General features: G+C 38.3%; 19 protein-coding genes and 4 pseudogenes. 19 read left to right on the top strand and 4 right to left on the bottom strand.

Going from position 1 to position 16,239, the window contains the following annotated elements; translation table 11 throughout:
- Nucleotides 1-17: 17 nt before the first annotated feature.
- Together purN and ACWYN3_RS33930 are read right to left on the bottom strand one after the other, a co-directional pair.
- Nucleotides 18-598: pseudogene (purN, locus tag ACWYN3_RS33925) on the bottom strand (phosphoribosylglycinamide formyltransferase).
- A 233-nt stretch (nucleotides 599-831) separates the two neighbouring features.
- Nucleotides 832-2,139 carry an aldehyde dehydrogenase family protein gene (locus tag ACWYN3_RS33930; protein ID WP_456218175.1) on the bottom strand — a complete coding sequence of 436 codons (1,308 nt, stop codon included), beginning with the start codon at nucleotides 2,137-2,139 and terminating at the stop codon, nucleotides 832-834.
- 325 nt (nucleotides 2,140-2,464) lie between these two features.
- Here ACWYN3_RS33930 and ACWYN3_RS33935 point away from each other — a divergent pair, with 325 nt between their 5' ends.
- The 19 genes and pseudogenes from ACWYN3_RS33935 to ACWYN3_RS34025 all read left to right on the top strand — a co-directional run.
- Nucleotides 2,465-2,971, top strand: coding sequence for a hypothetical protein (locus ACWYN3_RS33935; protein WP_456218176.1), 507 nt, complete (start codon nucleotides 2,465-2,467; stop codon nucleotides 2,969-2,971).
- 32 nt (nucleotides 2,972-3,003) lie between these two features.
- Entirely contained in the window at nucleotides 3,004-3,345 is a 342-nt protein-coding gene (locus tag ACWYN3_RS33940; protein ID WP_456218177.1) for a LytTR family DNA-binding domain-containing protein, read from the top strand.
- Nucleotides 3,346-3,443: 98 nt separating this feature from the next.
- Nucleotides 3,444-3,821 carry a carboxypeptidase-like regulatory domain-containing protein gene (locus ACWYN3_RS33945; protein WP_456218178.1) on the top strand — a complete coding sequence of 126 codons (378 nt, stop codon included), beginning with the start codon at nucleotides 3,444-3,446 and terminating at the stop codon, nucleotides 3,819-3,821.
- A gap of 96 nt (nucleotides 3,822-3,917) precedes the next feature.
- Nucleotides 3,918-4,472, top strand: a pseudogene (locus ACWYN3_RS33950) (TonB-dependent receptor); the annotation flags it as partial.
- Nucleotides 4,451-6,196: a hypothetical protein gene (locus tag ACWYN3_RS33955; protein ID WP_456218179.1), complete on the top strand. Its 1,746-nt coding sequence runs from the start codon at nucleotides 4,451-4,453 to the stop codon at nucleotides 6,194-6,196. The pseudogene ACWYN3_RS33950 and the gene ACWYN3_RS33955, both read left to right, overlap by 22 nt.
- 27 nt (nucleotides 6,197-6,223) lie before the next feature.
- Nucleotides 6,224-6,424, top strand: coding sequence for a hypothetical protein (locus tag ACWYN3_RS33960; RefSeq protein ID WP_456218180.1), 201 nt, complete (start codon nucleotides 6,224-6,226; stop codon nucleotides 6,422-6,424).
- A 10-nt stretch (nucleotides 6,425-6,434) separates the two neighbouring features.
- Nucleotides 6,435-7,532, top strand: a pseudogene (locus tag ACWYN3_RS33965) (parallel beta-helix domain-containing protein); the annotation flags it as partial.
- A gap of 59 nt (nucleotides 7,533-7,591) precedes the next feature.
- A complete protein-coding gene (locus ACWYN3_RS33970) occupies nucleotides 7,592-7,963 on the top strand; it encodes a hypothetical protein (RefSeq protein WP_456218181.1) in 372 nt (123 codons plus the stop codon).
- Nucleotides 7,963-8,469 (top strand): hypothetical protein, encoded by a 507-nt coding sequence (locus tag ACWYN3_RS33975; protein WP_456218182.1) that lies wholly within the window; start codon nucleotides 7,963-7,965, stop codon nucleotides 8,467-8,469. The genes ACWYN3_RS33970 and ACWYN3_RS33975 overlap by 1 nt, the downstream gene beginning before the upstream one ends.
- Complete coding sequence (locus ACWYN3_RS33980; protein ID WP_456218183.1) at nucleotides 8,466-8,675, top strand: hypothetical protein; 210 nt, start codon at nucleotides 8,466-8,468, stop codon at nucleotides 8,673-8,675. The genes ACWYN3_RS33975 and ACWYN3_RS33980 overlap by 4 nt, the downstream gene beginning before the upstream one ends.
- Before the next feature lie 241 nt (nucleotides 8,676-8,916).
- Nucleotides 8,917-9,312 carry a type VI secretion system tube protein TssD gene (tssD, locus tag ACWYN3_RS33985; protein ID WP_456218184.1) on the top strand — a complete coding sequence of 132 codons (396 nt, stop codon included), beginning with the start codon at nucleotides 8,917-8,919 and terminating at the stop codon, nucleotides 9,310-9,312.
- A 38-nt stretch (nucleotides 9,313-9,350) separates the two neighbouring features.
- Nucleotides 9,351-9,746: a type VI secretion system tube protein TssD gene (gene tssD, locus ACWYN3_RS33990; RefSeq protein WP_041878824.1), complete on the top strand. Its 396-nt coding sequence runs from the start codon at nucleotides 9,351-9,353 to the stop codon at nucleotides 9,744-9,746.
- Between the two features lie 74 nt (nucleotides 9,747-9,820).
- The gene (locus ACWYN3_RS33995; RefSeq protein ID WP_456218185.1) at nucleotides 9,821-11,485 is read left to right on the top strand and encodes a type VI secretion system Vgr family protein; all 1,665 of its coding nucleotides are present in this window, start codon (nucleotides 9,821-9,823) and stop codon (nucleotides 11,483-11,485) included.
- A gap of 119 nt (nucleotides 11,486-11,604) precedes the next feature.
- Nucleotides 11,605-12,432 carry a hypothetical protein gene (locus ACWYN3_RS34000; RefSeq protein ID WP_456218186.1) on the top strand — a complete coding sequence of 276 codons (828 nt, stop codon included), beginning with the start codon at nucleotides 11,605-11,607 and terminating at the stop codon, nucleotides 12,430-12,432.
- Between the two features lie 147 nt (nucleotides 12,433-12,579).
- Nucleotides 12,580-12,846: a hypothetical protein gene (locus tag ACWYN3_RS34005; RefSeq protein WP_456218187.1), complete on the top strand. Its 267-nt coding sequence runs from the start codon at nucleotides 12,580-12,582 to the stop codon at nucleotides 12,844-12,846.
- A gap of 173 nt (nucleotides 12,847-13,019) precedes the next feature.
- A complete protein-coding gene (locus ACWYN3_RS34010; protein WP_456218188.1) occupies nucleotides 13,020-14,432 on the top strand; it encodes a hypothetical protein in 1,413 nt (470 codons plus the stop codon).
- Between the two features lie 26 nt (nucleotides 14,433-14,458).
- The gene (locus ACWYN3_RS34015) at nucleotides 14,459-15,154 is read left to right on the top strand and encodes a hypothetical protein (protein ID WP_456218189.1); all 696 of its coding nucleotides are present in this window, start codon (nucleotides 14,459-14,461) and stop codon (nucleotides 15,152-15,154) included.
- A 4-nt stretch (nucleotides 15,155-15,158) separates the two neighbouring features.
- Nucleotides 15,159-15,443: a GAD-like domain-containing protein gene (locus ACWYN3_RS34020; protein WP_456218190.1), complete on the top strand. Its 285-nt coding sequence runs from the start codon at nucleotides 15,159-15,161 to the stop codon at nucleotides 15,441-15,443.
- Between the two features lie 85 nt (nucleotides 15,444-15,528).
- Nucleotides 15,529-15,717, top strand: a pseudogene (locus tag ACWYN3_RS34025) (T6SS immunity protein Tdi1 domain-containing protein); the annotation flags it as partial.
- A 60-nt stretch (nucleotides 15,718-15,777) separates the two neighbouring features.
- Here ACWYN3_RS34025 and ACWYN3_RS34030 read toward each other — a convergent pair.
- Nucleotides 15,778-15,993, bottom strand: coding sequence for a hypothetical protein (locus tag ACWYN3_RS34030; RefSeq protein WP_456218191.1), 216 nt, complete (start codon nucleotides 15,991-15,993; stop codon nucleotides 15,778-15,780).
- Nucleotides 15,994-16,209 (bottom strand): addiction module protein, encoded by a 216-nt coding sequence (locus tag ACWYN3_RS34035; RefSeq protein ID WP_456218192.1) that lies wholly within the window; start codon nucleotides 16,207-16,209, stop codon nucleotides 15,994-15,996. It abuts the gene before it with no gap.
- Nucleotides 16,210-16,239 lie beyond the last annotated feature (30 nt).

Here is a 16,239-nt window from a genome sequence, read left to right on the forward strand (position 1 = left end):
AATGAAAAAAAAACATCTTATTTTTTTATCTTTTTCAAAATACTCTCCACAATCCTGGGATAATGTTGGTGTTCAAGCTGTTGTCCCTTGAATTTTACCATTTCCAAATTGTCATCTTTATCAATTTTATATTTCGCCTGGTAGACATATTCTCCTTCATCATAATTTTCATTTACGTAATGAATAGTGATGCCACCTTCTGTTTCGCCTGCTGCTAATACTGCTTTGTGTACATGATCTCCGTACATTCCTTTTCCGCCAAATTTAGGAAGGATAGCAGGATGGATATTGATAATGCGGCCTGGATATTCTGCAATCAGGTTTTTAGGGATCAGCCAAAGGAAACCAGCAAGGACAATCAGGTCTATATCAAGGTTTTTTAACAGATCAATAATAGAATCGGTCTGATAGAGAATTCTTTTCTGTCAAAAATATGTGATGGGATTTCAAAATTATCTGCACGCTGTAAAACGTATGCATCAGGGTTATTGGTTAATACCAGTGCAATTTCTACTTCAGGACTGTGTTTGAACAGTTCCATAATTTTCTGGGCATTGGAACCCGAACCGGAGGCAAAGATTGCTATACGTTTTTTCATGTGTGTGTTTTTTATTTGTATTCAAGCTGTTTGTGTAGCTGAATCCATATAAAGTGGTTTTTTGTCAAAAATAGTATTTTGAGTATTGAATGAAAGGGTTTAATGAGAATATATTCATTTTTTAACGTAACACACTTATTATCACATTAGTTTCTCCAGCATTTTTAATACCCATCCCTTTTTATCATAAGGAGGATAAATCATTCCTGACATATTCACTGATGATTGAAATACTACTGACCGCTCATGTGAAAATGCTTTGAAGCCAAAAATACCGTGACAACTACCTGTTCCGCTTCCATTGACTCCGCCAAATGTAAATTTGGGTTGGAAATATGGATCAGTACATCATTTATACACGCTCCGCCTGAACTTGTACTTTTTAACAGATGTTTAATATTAGACTTGCTTTCGCTAAAAATATACATCGCCAGTGGCTTACTTTTTTCATTGATCATTCGGATAGCAGTATCAATGTTCGTAAACGGGATTACAGGTAAAACCGGGCCAAATATCTCTTCCTGCATGATTTTACTGTCAAAATCAACGTTTCGCAGTATTGTAGGATTAATAGTGTGTTCCAGTATCACAGTGTCTCCTCCCCAGGCAATTTCAGCACCTTTATTTACCGCATCTTTAATCAGTGAGGTTAAACGGTCGAAATGTCTGAGGTTGATAATCTTTGCATAGGTTGATTCGTTGGCCTGTCCATTTTTATTCAGGAACATGTCCTGTGCCGCTGATTTATAAAAAGCTATAAATTCTTCGATTCTGGATTCGTGTACAAATACATAGTCAGGAGCGATACAGGTTTGCCCTGCATTAATTAGTTTACCCCAGGCTACTTTTGTTGCTGCATTTTTAATTTTTGCGGTCTCATCAATAATAACCGGCGATTTTCCACCCAGTTCCAGTGTAACTGAAGTGAGGTGTTCTGCTGCTGCTTTCATCACTATTTTCCCGACGGCCGTACTGCCTGTAAAGAAAATGTGATCAAATGGAAGTTCCAATAAAACTTTAGAAACAGATTCATCTCCTTCAAAACAGGCTACTTCGTCTTTATTAAAGACTTTCCTAATGATTTTCGCAATTACAGCACTGGTGGCAGCGCTGAATTCTGAAGGCTTTAAGATGGCACAATTGCCAGCAGCAATAGCTGAGGTTAAAGGGGCCATCATTAACTGAAACGGGTAATTCCAGGGAGAGATAATCAAACAAACGCCTTTTGGTTCGTAATAGATCCTGTTTTTGGCGAGTAAACTTGCAATACTTTTCCCCGCATATTTGGGATTCATCCAGCTTCTCAGATTCTTAATTGCAAAATCTATTTCGCTGTAAGTGAAGATCAATTCGGTTACCGCAGCTTCAAATTTGCTTTTTCTCAAATCAGTTTGTAAAGCAGCATAGATTTCTTCTTCGTACTCTATTATGGTTGATTTCAATAAGTGTAATTTATCAATCCGCTCAGTAGCGGTACTCAGTCTGAGTGAGTACTTATTCTTTTGCTGAGCGTCAAAAACAGTGTTAATTATCTGTGTCATCACCTTATTGTTGTTGTTAAGAGAACGTTAAGTTATCGATTAATTTTCAGGGTTTAACCTGATTTATGAAAAGATAATAAGAGAGTTATGGCCAGAGTGTGTTCAGTATGTGTAAGGTATCTATGTTGGGAAGGGGTTGGTAAGGCCATTGGCCTTACCAACCCCTTCCCAACATAGATACCTTACACTTCTGTCCTGTACTGAGATTAGTTTACCTGGTTACCGTTTCGAATCAGCTGTTCGGTACTGATATATAAATTTTAAAAAGCAATGACAGTTAACCTAAAAAATGATTAAATTGAATGTCTTTATTTAACCATGCCTCATGTCTGTAATCACATCTTTTAGGGTTAGTTCTATTTTTAAAATGGCTTTGGAAAGTCGTTTTTCTTTATTGCAGACTCCAAGGGAGAAGAACATATTTATTCTGATAACCTTTGTTTTCAGTCTTCTTTTTATGGATACATTCGTTCCTTTTAATATCAATAAATGGTATGATTTAAGCCAGGTATCATTATTTGAGATCATCTGTATTTTTTCAATCTTCGGGGCTTTAACCCTTGTTTTTACTCAGTACGGCTTAAGAGAATGGTTGCATTTGAAAATACTGACCTGTTCGCAGTATATTTTGTGGGTAATTGGGGAAATCATGATTTTATCGACAGTCATGTTAGCAATTGACTGGCTGCTTAATAAACACCCCGATTTAACCATAGACTATTACCTGATCACCTTTAAGTATACTTTACTAATCGCGATTATTCCTTACATAGTTTCTCTCTGCTTGTTTTGTTCGCCCTGCAAAAACATCAGCTGGCCCGGTTCCTCTTAAAGTTGAAAGATTCCAGACCGCTTTCTGATAACATGCCTATAGAAGATGAAAAGGGGAAGGTGATCTTAACACTGCATCCTGATCATTTATTGTTTTTTAAATCAGAAGACAATTATGTAGATGTTTATTATTTGCTGGGTGGCCAGGTGAAAAAAGAACTGGTAAGGACTACGCTGAAAAAGATTGAAGAGAGGTGTAATTATTCTGGTCTGATCAGGGTTCACCGATCGTATGCGATCAATGTAAAACACGTTTCGTCTTCCCGGAAAACACCCAAAGGTTACCTGTTGCAATTTGACGTTTTGCCAGATCTGCATATTCCGGTATCAGCCTCTTATCAAAAGCAATTTGCGGCTTTCCCATTCACCCCATAATAGCGGTACTTCATCCCAAAATGGGTTGTAATGCATAGGATTGATGGTGAGGTGATTTATATTGCACCTAACCAAATCTAATCCTAAATTATCTGAGCATGAAAAAAAATGTGTTATGCTTTCTGCTATTCTCAATTTTTATTTTTGCTGATTTAAAGGCGCAGGTCATTAGAGGAATCCTCAAAAACGAGGTCACACAAGAACCTGCCTACGCCGTATCTATTCATGTGAAAAATTCAACTGAAGGAACGTATTCAGATGACCGTGGACGATTTCAGCTGACTGTGAAAAAGAAACTTCCAATCACATTAATTGTTTCTTCAATTGGTTTTGAAACTAAAGAAGTACCGGTACCGAATTTCGGTGCTGTAATTGAAATCACACTTAAACCGACTTCGATATTAGGACAGGAAGTTGTCGTATCTGCCAGTCGTGTAGTACAGAAAAAAAAAACTATCCTCTCCGGTTACTATTGAACAGATCAACAGCAAGGAAATTTCCGGCTCGCCTCAGCTCAATTATATGGATATGATACAGGGTTTAAAAGGGGTGGATGTAACGGTGTCCAGTATCGTTTTACCAGTATATCAACCAGGGGATTTAATACCAGCGGGAACACAAATTTCACGCAAATAGTGGATGGAATGGATAACCAGGCACCGGGGCTTAATTTTCCTCTGGGTTCTGCAATCAGTTTAACACAGCTTGATGTCGATAATATTGAAATACTTTCTGGGGCATCCTCTGCATTATATGGTTCAAGAGGATTGAATGGTACAATGGTTATGTCAGGTAAAAATCCGTTTAAATACCAGGGTTTAAGTGTGCTGATTACGCAGGGAATTAACCATGTTGGTGGGAATAACAGCAAAGATCCTGTGGGTGCCTCACCTTATTATGACTGGACTATCCGCTATGCGAAAAAGATCAATGAAAAGCTGGCGTTTAAAATTAATGCGCAGTATACACAGGCTAAGGATTGGGTAGCGACAGATTCTACCAATAAAAATGGAACCGGAACAAGATTCACTGATCCAAATTATAATGGGGTAAATTATTATGGGGGTGCTAGCTCACTGATATTAACCCTTTTTTGCAGGGCGCTTTGGCAGGAAACCCTGCCTTAGCTCCTATTATTGATCCGTTATTGGCTAAGCCCAATTATATTTCCAGAACGGGTTATCCTGAATATGGTTATCTGGATAATAAAGCCAGGATGCTTAAACTCAATGCCGAAATCAGGTATAAGATCAATCCTAAACTAGAGGCAATTTTATCCGGGACTTATGGCACTGGTAATGTCGTTTATACCAATGATACCCGTTATCAGCTCAAAGACTTTAAAGTAGGGCAATATAGAGTGGAGTTGAAAAGTGACAAATGGTTTGTACGGGGATACACTACACAGGAGAATTCAGGGCATACAATTATTGCCGGCCCAACTGCTCAGTACATCAATGAAGCCTGGAAAACAAGTTATGACGGTGGTACAGGTGGCTGGTATCCGGAATACACTGCTGCATTGTTAGGTGCATTGGCGGGTGGGGCAGCTTTAAACGATGCGCATCTTGCTGCCAGAGCCTTTGCTGATCAGGGTAGGGTAGCGCCTGGAAGCCCAGGATTTAACGAATTAAAAGATAAGATTACCAGTACACCAATTTCTGAGGGTGGAACACTGTTTTTAGATCGCAGTAAACTGTACAATGCGGAGGGGCAGTATAATTTCTCGGAGCTCGTTAAGTTTATGAGTGTAATTGCCGGTGTAAACTGGAGGTTGTATAGTTTAGATAGTAAAAACACACTTTTCCCTGATAAGGATAAGCCTATTCATGTTAAAGAATATAGTGCATATCTACAGCTGGGGAAAAAGCTGGCTAATGACAGGCTGAATATCAGTACTTCCTTCAGGTATGATAAAAATACTTTGTTTTCTTCTCCTAAAGTGACTTCCAGGGCTTCTTTGGTTTATGAGGTCGCAAAAGAGAATTTTATCAGGTTCTCTTATCAGAATGCTTATAGTTTTCCTTCAAATATTCAGGCTTTACAGAATACCCTTAACGGATATAACAGTTATGCTTCCGGTGGTTCTTCTTTTTTATTGAATGATACTTATCATTTTGATAAAAACCCGCCTTATACGCTGGAAAGTGTCTCTGCTTATCAGCAATCGGGCGATGCTACTGTCTTAAAGAAATTTGCATACAGTGATATTAAACCTCAGTCTGTAAATGCTTTTGAACTGGGGTATGCTGCGCTGATCGGGAAAAGGGTGCTGTTTGATGTGTTGGGATATTTCTCGACCTGGAAGAACTTTATTGGCTATGCGAATGTCGCAAATACGCCGGGTACAGATGATGTGAATGCTTTTAAGGATCATAGTACGTATGTTCAGTATAATATTGCTTTTAATGGCGGACAAACTGTAAATACCTATGGTTATGCAGCGAGTGTCAGCGTTGACTTATCACATAATTTCATGGCGAAGATCAATTATTTTTCAGATCATTTGAAAAATAAGAATAACACGCAGGTTAATAATTTCAATACACCAAGTTATCATATCAACATGGAGTTCGGGAATAGCGGCTTTGGTAAAAAGGAGGTCTGGTCTTTCAGTACTGCGCTGCGCTATAAACCGGGTTATTTTTATGTAGTAACAGGAGGTCTGGCTGAAGGTCAGGTACCTTCTTCTGCTGTGATTGATGCACAGGTAAGTTATAAATTGATTAAAGCCCGTTCGGCGATAAAACTTGGAGCTACCAATATTACCAATAAATACTATTCTACAGGAGTTGCCAATCCGAATATTGGTGGAGTGTATTATATGACCTATGCTTATAACGTGTTATAAAAAGATAAATATTTTAAATCAACTGCTATGAAACATCTATTTCCAATAACCTTTCTCATTTTACTGGTGGGGATTACTTTCCTGTTCTCCTGTACCAGTCCTTCAGTTCCTAAAGATGAATATAAAATAAACCTGAGTTTTAAACCTGGCGAAGAGGCGAAAATCGCTGAAGCTTTTTTAGCTATAAAAGATAGCACCAGGATCTTGCTGAAGGCAGGGTTGATATAAGTTTGATAACTTAAGTATAGCCCAGGTAAATCATATTATGATACAGGGAGAAGGATATGCTCAAACCATTCTTGATTTTTCGCAGCAAAGTCAGGGAGGAGAGGGGATCAGAGTAACGAATGTGAAGCATTTTACGATTGATGGGATGACAATCAAAGATTCTAAAGGGGATCTGCTGAAAATTAACAAGAGCCGTGATGTAGTAATTAGTAATCTTCATGCGGTATGGAGCAAAGCTGATTCTACAAGCGGAGGATATGCCATTTACCCGGTAATGTGTAAAAATGTATTAATTGAGAATTGCTATACAGAAGGATCTTCGGATGCAGGGATTTATGTAGGACAAACTGATAGTGCTATTGTAAGGATGTGTAAGGCAGCTAAAAATGTAGCTGGTTGTGAAATTGAAAATACCTCTCACGCACAGGTCTATGACAATGAATTTTATAATAATACAGCGGGTTTCCTTGTTTTTGACTTACCTGATCTTTCTAAAAGAGGAGGACATGTGAAGGCGTATAATAATTATATCCATGATAATAATTTCAGGAATTTCGCGAAATCCGGAAGTTTTGGGACTACCTGGGGCGTAGGAAATGCTTCTCCAGGTTCTGGAATTATCATATTAGCAGCTTCTGATATTGAGATTCATCATAACCGTATTATTAATAATAACTCTTCGGCTATTATGATAGCCTCAGGTTTTGCTGTTGATGCTAAAGCAGGTGAAAAGATCAATGCCAATTATTTCCCTATTCCTAAAAACATCAATATTCATAGCAATACGATTGCCATGGGGGCTGCTTTTCCTAAGCCTGCTTATGAACATCGTATCGGGAAAACTCTGATAGCTATTGAACAGCAGTTGAACAGGCTTGATCCATCGAGGAAAAATAAACGGATACCCTTTATCATGTATGATGGGATTTCGAGTAATATACTAACAAAGGGCACCGCCCTGAATCCGGACTCGATTTGTATCAGGCAAGCTGGTGATAATAATGTGTTTGTTAATGCTGATTTTCTGAATATAGCTCATGTTCAGAACTGGAAGCCTGATACGAATATGAAACCGTTTAGTTGTGATGTACCGGCTAAGGGGCATTAAGTCAGGGTTACGCTGAGTGATAAATTTAAATAGAAGGTACCTTAATCAAATGATATCAAATGCGCAAAACTTATATTTTTAGCAGTTTGCTCCTTTTCGCACTCTTATTATCAGTTGTGGGTGAGCAGGGCTGTCAAAATAAATCGGTTCAAAATACAGGTCAGTCAGGAAAAGAAGAGTTTCAATTCAAAGACAAACTATCTGAATATGGATTTTTTAAAGATAAACTAAATACGCTCAACCCCCGGGATGGTGTGCTGGCCTATGAGCTCAGTACGCCATTATTTACTGATTATGCAGTTAAAAAGAGGTTTATTGTATTGCCGAAAGGGAAAGTGATTAAATATACTGCTAAAGGAGTGCTGGACTTCCCGGATTCTACAATTATCATAAGAATTTCGCTTATATCAATACAGCTCATCAGCATGTAATGATTGAAACCCGCTTACTGGTCAAAGATCCGAAAGATAAAAGCTGGAAGGTAATGAACTATCTGTGGAATAAGGAGCAGACAGAAGCAGTTAAACATATCACCGGAGGGAAAGTTCCTATCACCTTATTAGATAATGATAACAAAAAGATATTTACTAATTATCAGGTGCCTAATACGAATGATTGTAAAAGGTGCCATATTAAAGACGATGTGCTCATTCCGATCGGTCCTAAAGCAAGGAACATGAATTTTATCATTCCTGGTGAAAAGGAAAATCAGCTGCAGGCTTTAGCGCGAAAAGGAGTTTTAACCGGGCTGCCAGCAATTGCAAATGTTGAACAGCTGCCAAACTGGGCAGATTCAAAACACTTTAGCTTAACACAACGGGCAAGGGCTTATCTGGATATCAACTGTGCACATTGCCATACTAAAGGCGGAGACGCTTATAATACGGGTTTGTTTTTTTGGAGTATGAGCAGAAAATCCCTGATCATCTGGGAATGAAAAAAGCTCCGGTTTCTGCCGGAGGCGGAGCGGGAGGGCTTGATTATGACGTGATTCCGGGTGATGCAGACCATTCTATATTACTTTATCGGATGAATAGCGCTGAGCCGGGGACTGCAATGCCAGAGCTTGCCAGAACTGTTGTACATAAAGAGGGAGTGAAACTAATAAGGGAATGGATAAATAGTCTGGCGAAAAAGCCTTGATCTGTTTGGAGTATGTTACTTATTTTGGACGTTATATTGTTTTAATATGACTGAAAATGAATACAGTAGGTGTCGTCTCTTAGAATTTTGAAATTTTAATTTCCAGATAGTATATGTTCAATGTGTTTCAATAGCTGTTTTTTAATTTTCATGTGTATTAGTCTGATTATTAGTGGATAGTGGCAGAATTTTTGTCGTTATTTAAAAAGGTAATCAAATAATAACCCTAAAACTAAAAGTTATGGCTTTCAAAGCAAGATTAAACTTTTCGGGCAAGGAGTACGATGTGCTTCACTGTGCCTATTCTCTAAACCGTGATGTAGATGCAAAAGGAAGACCCTCTTCCGGTGTTTATGGTGGAACAATCGATATCGAACTCGAATCTACTGAAGACACTTCTGTCATCGAAGCAATGGTAAACAACCAGTACAAACCTTTAGCTGGCACGCTGCTGATTAAAAAATCAGAAGAAGATGCGAAGATGAAGGAAGTTCATTTTGAAGACGGGTATATTGTGAAATATACCGAAGGAATTAACATCACCGGCGCAAATCCGATGACACTCAAATTCCAGATCTCTGCACGCAAATTAAAAGCGGGCAATGCCGAGCATGTCAATGACTGGCCAAAGGCGTAATTCAAATTAAGGAAGTTTAACATTTAAAGAAAATTATCATGGCATTTAAAACCAGATTGACTCTAGGGTCGAAAGAATTCGATGTGCTGCAGTGCAGCTATTCATTAAACAGAGATGTAGACGCAAAGGGACGTCCTTCATCAGGGGTTTATGGTGGAACTATTCACCTTGAAATTGAATCAACTGAAGATACTTCGGTGATTGAATCAATGGTTAACAATCAGTACAAGCCGCAGGCAGGTACAATTGTTTTCAAAAAGGGTGAAGAAGATGCAAAGATGAAAGAATTGCATTTTGAAGATGGTTACATCATCCAGTACAATGAGGGGATTGCTGTAAATGACAACACCCCAATGACTTTAAGTTTCGTGGTGTCTGCCCGTAAACTTAAGATTGGTAATGCTGAGCATACCAATGATTGGCCAAAAGCTTAAAGAGAATAGGCTAAACTGAGTAAGCCGGAAGCATTTTTGTCTTCCGGCTTACTTTAACGATTCAAATCTACGTTATGGTAAATAAATTAGTAGTAGACATCAGCATTGAGCAGGTGGCTATAACGCATTTCAGCCGTTTTACGCTGGATCAGCGTTTCAACGAACATCATACTTTCGAACTTCGTATTAATCACGACCAGATTGAAGAAACTGGCGGGATTACGCTTGCAAAGTCTAAAGGGTTTATAGGAAAAAATCTGACAATACAATTTGGGCGATTGGGAGAGTCGGGGACTCTTTTTACAGGAATAATTACTAAAGTAGAGATTGCTCAAACTCATGGTTTCAGGGGAGATATTGTCGTTACTGGTTATAGTCCTGATATTTTGTTGGACAGAGGGCCGGATCTGGGATCTTATTTAGGTAAAAATCTGAAGACAATCCTGCAGCAGGCAACAAATGATACGCCACAGAATGATCTTGATTTTCAAATCAATCCGGGCAACAGTGCTACCATTGATTATATCATACAATATAAAGAAAGTGATTTTGATTTCATTAACAGGCTTTCGGCAGAATACCATGAATGGTTCTATTATGATGGCCATGTGCTGCATTTTGGTAAGCCTGATAAACAGGAAGAAATTGCACTGATCTATGGGCGTGATCTTCAAAGTTTACAGTATGGGATGCAAATCGCTCCGCTGAATTATAAGAAATTCGCTTATCATTCTCAGCAGGATGAGTTGCTGAGTGCCCAGCCTTCGGCAGCAAGTTCCAGCCTCTCGGATGTCTCGCACGCAATTTCTGCTTCTAATGATGTTTTTAGTAAACGGTTTAACCTGCCTTTAGGTGTCAGGGTTAACTCTCAAAGTGAGATTGACACTTTTGTGAATGATGAGCATAAAGCTTTGGTGTCGGGATTGGTCAGTATTTCTGGCAGGGGAGATAATGCGAAAGTAGGGATAGGGAAAATTGTGGATATCAGTACAAGTATGCATAATGGACTTGACTTTCAGGTAGAGGACTTTGGAAGATTCGTTGTTACAGCTATACATCATGAGATTGATGGTATCGGTCATTATCATCATACTTTTGAAGGGGTATCAGCTGATAGTGAGAAACTCCAGGTGCGACAAATGCAGAAGCCATTTGCTGATATGCAACTGGCAGATGTGGTAGATAATAATGACCCTCAGGGACATGGCCGTATAAAAGTCAAGTTTAAATGGGCCTGTCAGGTAAATGATGTTACGGAATGGCTGAGGGTAATGACTCCTGATGCAGGGAGCAGTGATAAAGTAAGTAAAAACAGAGGTTTTGTGTTTATTCCTGAAGTTGGTGACCAGGTGGTGGTTGCTTTTGAAGAAGGGAATATTGCCAGGCCTATAGTGATGGGCAGTGTATTTCATGGGAAAAGTGGAACTGGTGGCAGTGCCAGTAATAACAGTAAAAGTCTGACTTCAAAAAGCGGGCATACTGTTCAGTTGAATGATGGCGGTGGAATAACGATAAAAGATAAAACCGGAGGTAATCATATTGTTGTGGATGGCCAGAATAAGGTTACGGTTACTTCAAGCCAGACTGTGGTTTTAACAAATGGTACTGCGGCGATTACATTGGAGAAGGATAAAATTACTATACATGCTTCTGAAATCGAGATTGCGAAGAAGAAAGATGGAAATCTGCGAAAATTGATATTAATGGTGATGCGACCAATATCAATACAAAGGATATGACTATTACTTCAACGAATAATACGATTACGGGCACAAACAATACGATGTCGGGTAAGAAATCATATCACGGGGGTGATACAAAAATTGATATGGGTGATGTTTTTATTAATTAATATAGGATGAAAGATTCTAAAATACTCATCAAACAGCCATTTCATGAACAATACACTATCAGAATAGAATCTGAAGTTAATGGTGTAGATGTATTTGTAACCTCTACTGTACAGTTGAGATATGATTTCAATGTATTAAAAGTTGAAAATAACCGCATAGAGATCAGGCTAATTCAATTGGATAACGTGCTATTGGAAGCTAACAATCCCATGGTAAGAGAGGTTGCACAAATTAGCCAGGTATTTGGGAGAATGTATAGTGAACTCCATTTGTTATTAGATGAGAAGGGGACAATATTACAGGTACTGAATAATGATTTGATTTTATCCAAATGGGAGCAGACTAAAGTAGAAATGGAAAAACATATCGCTGGAAATGACGACTTAAAAAATGCGATTTCTTTGAATGATGCGATTTTCACCAGTCCTGAAAAGGTAAAAGTTGCCGCACAGGCGAATGAGTTTTTACGTGTGTATTTTGGACAGATATATGGTGTGTATTTGCCCGTAAAAACAAGTTTTAAAGGGACTAACATTTTTAACACTGTAGAGATGGATTGGACACTTTCAATCAATAGCTCTGTTCCGTTACCTCCTGTAAATGGTATCGGTTCACTTACTGTAACGACTAAAGCTGTCCCTACTATGGCTTTGAATTCCAAATTTTATCAGGAGGCATATAATCAGTTCGCAACTAAAATTGATATCAAAAATCTGAAGACTGTATTGGTGCAGGAAGAAACAAGGGTTCTGGATTATCAAACCGGAAGAATACAGGAAGCGGAAACCAGCAAGATTGAAATAGCTGATGAGAAGAAATTGTACAACAATTGAGGTACGTTCTTAAAAGCGATTCTGGAATAATAATTAAACCTGTGGAAAGTAGTAAGCAGTCTTCTGTTTTAGTGGAAGAGGAAAAGAAAGAAACGGGTTCGAAATTTAAGTTTTTTTAGAAGGTGTTTAAAATTAGATAATCAGGCTATGGAGAACAAATTAGGAGCACCAATAAAAATTCTAAGTCAAACTACTTTACGTCTCGGCATCTGTACACTTCAATTTGGCGTTTTTACCGAAAAATTAGCTGATCAGGGAAAGAGTACTAATGTTCTGATCAAATTCTCGGGTAAAGAACCTAGGAATATTGGTGAAACTGTAGATGTTTTGAGCCTGGGGCTTAAAATAGTCAGACATGGTGAAAGGTTAGGCATGGGATTTATAAAACGTAAACAGACCATTCAAAAAGTATAAATAATGGGGCATAAAAGAATTACGGAAAAGGACTTTTGGAAATGTACTGAAGGTAATATGCCAGCCCAGCTTCAATCTACCAAACAACGGCAAAGAAGAGCTCGGGAGAAAAGTATATTACGATTAAAGATACGTCTACCAGCAGCTGGATAGATTTTAGCTGTAAAAAAGCCATGCTTATTTATGCGATTATAGCTGCTGCTGCTGTTGTAATCGCGGCTATGATTGTTGGTACCGGCGGAGCAGCACTTATAGCACTTGGAGCATTGGCTGGTTTGGCCGGAGCGGCATGGGGTGCGGTGGTCGGCGCGTTATTATGTGGTCAGACAGCCGCCAAAGGAAGAAAATGGGTAGAAGTACCAAAAAGCAGGATGACTGCTGTACAGGGGGTGCGCCAGATCACTGGAGATTGTACGATGACTTGTATAGTAGGAGGTGTAATCACTTTTGACCCGCAAATTAAGAACTGGAGCCAGGCTATTGCTTTGGGTGCGGGTAATTATATTGGCGGATTAATGGAAGGTATGATGGCTGGTGCTGCCATTGGTATGGGCGGAGCTGCGCTAAGTGGTGGGGCCGGTGCTTTTTTTGCTTCGGGTGGAGCCAGGGGGCTTGGTCAGGCAGCTTTGCAGTTTGCAAAGAGTGCTCCCATGAATGTTCTTCGGAATATTGGAGCTTCATTTGGGTATGCAGGTGCAGGTGCCAGTGCATCTACCGCTTATACTACAGCTGCGGCTGCGGTAGGACTAAGAGGGCTTACAGCTGCTCAATCTGGATTAACACATTATGGTAGTACAGGAGAGTCAGGCTGGGGCGCTGCAGGTAAGGGTGTTTTTGGAATGGAAACGGGTATGTACCATTCTGTTAATAATCTGACGACTTTCCATAATCCTGAAACTGGTGCATTTGAATGGCAGGGAACGTGGCAGGATGTTACGGGATTGGCTTTGTTGCTTTCTCCTGTTCATAAAGCGGCGGAAGAGGCTAAAGGGAAGGGAAAGGGTAAAGGGGAAGAGGCTCCGGCACAAGATGGAGAACCGGTACAAGATGGGGAGGAAGTTGTTAGGGATCCTAATATTAATAATGAAACTACTGAAGGTCAGCAGGGAGAGCATGCGACATTTGAGGCCGAACCTGAAGGGCCAAGATATGGGGAGCGACGTATTTCTGATGAACTATATGATGAGCTTAGAGATGAAACGCCAACCCAAGAAATTAGGGATTTAGTAAATGAAGGGGTACAGCTTCCGATGGCGGACCCTGTTTTACCAGGTCTACAGATAACTAAGAGATTGCATGCAGATCATATTGTGCCTATGGACAAAATCACTAAAATGGAGGGGTTTGGGGAGTTAACCAAAGAGCAACAATTGCAAGTGTTAAACAATCCAGACAATTTTATAGGGCTAAGTGAATCTGCAAATTGTTCAAAGGGTAGTAAAACCTATCAAGAGTGGCTTAGACATAAAAGCAAAGGAATTGATGTTGACCCGGTTTTTAGAAATGAAATGATACAAAGAGAAGCACAGATAGAAGGTCAATTACAACAGCAAATTGATAATTTAAATAGCCTTAATTTGCGTTGAATAAAAAAATAATATATATTTATCTTATGGAAAAAATGGCGTATTTACAGAAATATTCAAGAGATATTAAGCTTGTTGATATTAATTCTTTAACTGTAGACATCAAGAATACTCTACCTGAATATTGGAATAAACTTTTGTTAACGGATGATTTTGAACTAAGGAAGAATATCTTATTTGGAGAATGGAGTAAGTATAATTATCAGTACCAATCTACCATCAGTTATTTAAAAATAAACTTAACTGAGGTTGAATTGATTTTTAACAATAATAATTATTCTTTACTCTATTCTGTCAAAAATAAGTCCGGTAATGTTGTCTATTATGAAGGCAAAAATCCATTAGATAAACAGATACCTGAAAACATAAAATCAATATGGAATAAGATCCCTAATACATTCACAGATATTTATGATAATTTACATAACGGCTGGGTATATTTTGCATCTCAATCGAGTGGTTTATCTCCAATAGAAGATGTCATAATTCTGGGAGATTTAGACTGGGGTATATTAGATGATATAGATGTTAATACACTACCTTTTAAGTTAGACAATTGTGTCGGTTTTTTTAATAATGGATTGGGAGATTTTGCATCTATAGATATAGAAAGTAAAGACAGAAACTCTGGTTTTATTTGGTGGCATACAAAAGCCCCAAAATTAAATATTGAAGTGTGGCCTGTCATAGACGAATGGACAAAGATCGGTATGGAGAAATAATAAAATGTTTAACAAATTCTTTAAAACATACCCAGATTTTAGCGTTACCGAAAAACCAGTGAAGCAGGTAATTGATAACTATAAAGATAAATTTCCGGCTGAATTGGTCAAATTCTGGCGGGAATACGGGTTTGGTATTTATATGGATGGGTACCTTAAGTTAGTCAATCCAGAGATTTACCAGCCGATTTTAAATGAAGGATATAATACTGAAAATAATAAAGAAATAGTTTTTGCAGTTACTGGCCTTGGTGACTTTGTTGCATGGGTGGTGATGCTATACGTTTAGTTGATTTTAGACATGGCAAATACGCAATAGTCAATTCTAGTAATTTTGGTAGATTTTTTAAAAAAAAAGGCTATGTGATGATTCATTCCTTAAAATCGAATTTAAAAACGAGAATTATTCACCTGCAAAAGTTAGATTAGGAGCTTTAGAATTCGATGAGTGTTATGGTTATGTTCCTTTACTTGGAATCGGCGGTTCTGAAAAAAAAGCAGAAAACTTACAAAAAGTAAAAAATAAGAGAGCATATATCAATAATTGCTCAGATGCTAGGTAAAATAGAATAATATTTAATTGGTAATACTTGAAACTGCCCAATGTGGCGGTTTTTATTGGGTTATAAACTTAAGGGGAATTTCTTAATCACCATACATCTCACATTGTTGTAACGCATGGTATAGATCTCAAAAGTGTTATTTAACTTATTGATCTGCTTTATAACTTGTTTCTGAAAACGTGTTCCTAAACCATATGATTGGTAATTATACCAGTCTGTTGCCTTTTGAATATCGTTTAGAGCATCAGGAAAGACCTTAATTTTGTAAGATGGCATTTATGATTTAAGCTTTTTTGAAGCAAGATTCCAATCCAGTAAAATTTCAGGATTGGCCTTGTACTCAGAAATCCGATCATTTACTATATTCTGGTGCTCTATTGGAATCGTTACATCTTCAGCCCATATTACCTCATTGAGTTCCAGCTTTTCAGCAGGTGATAGTTGTTTCACCGCATCTATTAATTGTCTAAATGATAATTCTACAGCGATCATAGTATTTTTCTTTTAATCCAATAACAAATT

The organism is Pedobacter sp. NJ-S-72, assembly GCF_053890575.1.

What these genes read in the sequence shown, in the direction of transcription:
- ACWYN3_RS33930 (WP_456218175.1), bottom strand. Translation starts at nt 2,139, where the DNA reads ATGACACAGATAATTAACACTGTTTTTGACGCTCAGCAAAAGAATAAG.
- ACWYN3_RS33935 (WP_456218176.1), top strand. Translation starts at nt 2,465, where the DNA reads ATGTCTGTAATCACATCTTTTAGGGTTAGTTCTATTTTTAAAATGGCT.
- ACWYN3_RS33940 (WP_456218177.1), top strand. Translation starts at nt 3,004, where the DNA reads ATGCCTATAGAAGATGAAAAGGGGAAGGTGATCTTAACACTGCATCCT.
- ACWYN3_RS33945 (WP_456218178.1), top strand. Translation starts at nt 3,444, where the DNA reads ATGAAAAAAAATGTGTTATGCTTTCTGCTATTCTCAATTTTTATTTTT.
- ACWYN3_RS33960 (WP_456218180.1), top strand. Translation starts at nt 6,224, where the DNA reads ATGAAACATCTATTTCCAATAACCTTTCTCATTTTACTGGTGGGGATT.
- ACWYN3_RS33970 (WP_456218181.1), top strand. Translation starts at nt 7,592, where the DNA reads ATGCGCAAAACTTATATTTTTAGCAGTTTGCTCCTTTTCGCACTCTTA.
- ACWYN3_RS33975 (WP_456218182.1), top strand. Translation starts at nt 7,963, where the DNA reads ATGATTGAAACCCGCTTACTGGTCAAAGATCCGAAAGATAAAAGCTGG.
- ACWYN3_RS33980 (WP_456218183.1), top strand. Translation starts at nt 8,466, where the DNA reads ATGAAAAAAGCTCCGGTTTCTGCCGGAGGCGGAGCGGGAGGGCTTGAT.
- tssD (WP_456218184.1), top strand. Translation starts at nt 8,917, where the DNA reads ATGGCTTTCAAAGCAAGATTAAACTTTTCGGGCAAGGAGTACGATGTG.
- tssD (WP_041878824.1), top strand. Translation starts at nt 9,351, where the DNA reads ATGGCATTTAAAACCAGATTGACTCTAGGGTCGAAAGAATTCGATGTG.
- ACWYN3_RS33995 (WP_456218185.1), top strand. Translation starts at nt 9,821, where the DNA reads ATGGTAAATAAATTAGTAGTAGACATCAGCATTGAGCAGGTGGCTATA.
- ACWYN3_RS34000 (WP_456218186.1), top strand. Translation starts at nt 11,605, where the DNA reads ATGAAAGATTCTAAAATACTCATCAAACAGCCATTTCATGAACAATAC.
- ACWYN3_RS34005 (WP_456218187.1), top strand. Translation starts at nt 12,580, where the DNA reads ATGGAGAACAAATTAGGAGCACCAATAAAAATTCTAAGTCAAACTACT.
- ACWYN3_RS34010 (WP_456218188.1), top strand. Translation starts at nt 13,020, where the DNA reads ATGCTTATTTATGCGATTATAGCTGCTGCTGCTGTTGTAATCGCGGCT.
- ACWYN3_RS34015 (WP_456218189.1), top strand. Translation starts at nt 14,459, where the DNA reads ATGGAAAAAATGGCGTATTTACAGAAATATTCAAGAGATATTAAGCTT.
- ACWYN3_RS34020 (WP_456218190.1), top strand. Translation starts at nt 15,159, where the DNA reads ATGTTTAACAAATTCTTTAAAACATACCCAGATTTTAGCGTTACCGAA.
- ACWYN3_RS34030 (WP_456218191.1), bottom strand. Translation starts at nt 15,993, where the DNA reads ATGCCATCTTACAAAATTAAGGTCTTTCCTGATGCTCTAAACGATATT.
- ACWYN3_RS34035 (WP_456218192.1), bottom strand. Translation starts at nt 16,209, where the DNA reads ATGATCGCTGTAGAATTATCATTTAGACAATTAATAGATGCGGTGAAA.